Consider the following 1,436-nt stretch of genomic DNA (forward strand, 5'->3'; position numbering starts at 1 on the left):
GTTTTTATGCGTCTCACTACCAAAGGCCGGTTTGCAGTCACCGCGATGCTGGACCTGGCGCTGCGCGAGAATACAGGCCCCGTGGCCCTGGCGGCGATCAGCCAACGGCAGCAGATTTCGCTCTCCTACCTGGAGCAGCTCTTCGGCAAGCTGCGTCGCCATGAACTGGTGGAAAGCACCCGTGGCCCGGGTGGCGGTTATTCGCTGGGCCGCAAGGCCGAGAACATTACCGTGGCCGACATCATCGTCGCCGTGGACGAGGCGCTGGACGCCACCGGCTGCGGCGGCAAGGAAAACTGCATGGGCGAGGACAGCGGCCGCTGCATCACCCATGAACTCTGGACCAATCTGAACGCCAAGATGATCGAGTACCTCGATTCCGTCTCCCTGCGCAAGCTCGCCGATGAGCAACTGGCCAAGGGCTTCGAGGTCGAGGCGGCGCCGGTCAAGCGCGCCATCTCCAGCCAGCCGGTGCTCAAGCCCATCCGCGTCACGGCGCCGAACTCGGTCTTTGCCCTGGGTGGCAATCTCGGTGGCGCGTTCARCAAGTAAGACCAAGAACTCAAAAGAAGTCGTTCCATGGACATGACCCCGCACTTCCCGATCTACCTCGACTACGGCGCGACGACGCCGTGCGATCCCCGCGTGGTGGACGCGATGATTCCCTGGTTGCGCGAGCACTTCGGCAACCCGGCGTCCCGCAGCCACGCCTGGGGCTGGGAAGCGGAAGAGGCGGTCGAGAAGGCGCGCGTGCAGGTGGCCGAGTTGATCGGTGCCGACCCGCGCGAGATCGTCTGGACGTCCGGCGCGACCGAGTCCAACAACCTGGCACTCAAGGGCGCCGCGCAGTTCTACAAGACGCGCGGCAAGCACCTGATCACCGTCAAGACCGAGCACAAGGCCGTGCTCGACACGATGCGTGAGCTGGAGCGTCAGGGCTTTGAGGTGACCTACCTCGATGTGCAGGAAAACGGTCTGTTGGATCTGGAAGTGTTCAAGGCGGCATTGCGCCCGGACACCATCCTGGCCTCGGTCATGTACGTCAACAACGAGATCGGCGTCATCCAGGACGTGGTCGCGTTGGGCAACCTGTGCCGCGAGCGCGGCGTCATCTTCCACGTCGACGCGGCGCAGGCCACTGGCAAGGTCGCTATCGATATGGCCAAGCTGCCCATCGACCTGATGAGCCTGGCCTCGCACAAGAGCTACGGCCCCAAGGGCATCGGCGCTCTCTACGTGCGCCGCAAGCCGCGCATCCGCCTGGAAGCGCAGATGCACGGCGGTGGCCACGAGCGCGGCATGCGCTCCGGCACGCTGCCCGTGCACCAGATCGTCGGCATGGGCGAGGCCTTCCGTATCGCCCGCGAGGAAATGGGCGCCGAGAGCGAACGCATCCGCGCACTGCACAACAAGCTGATCAAGGGCCTGTCCGGTAT

At 64.6% G+C, this 1,436-nt stretch carries 2 protein-coding genes; both read left to right on the forward strand.

Annotated elements, in window-relative coordinates; translation table 11 throughout:
* Positions 1-6 precede the first annotated feature (6 nt).
* Positions 7-552, forward strand: coding sequence for a Fe-S cluster assembly transcriptional regulator IscR (gene iscR / locus AC1DU6_RS31080; protein ID WP_477861980.1), 546 nt, complete (start codon positions 7-9; stop codon positions 550-552).
* A gap of 27 nt (positions 553-579) precedes the next feature.
* The coding region (locus tag AC1DU6_RS31085; RefSeq protein WP_477861978.1) for an aminotransferase class V-fold PLP-dependent enzyme at positions 580-1,436 on the forward strand (857 nt) is incomplete at its 3' end.

The sequence above is a fragment of the Roseateles sp. P5_B10 genome, assembly GCF_056400485.1.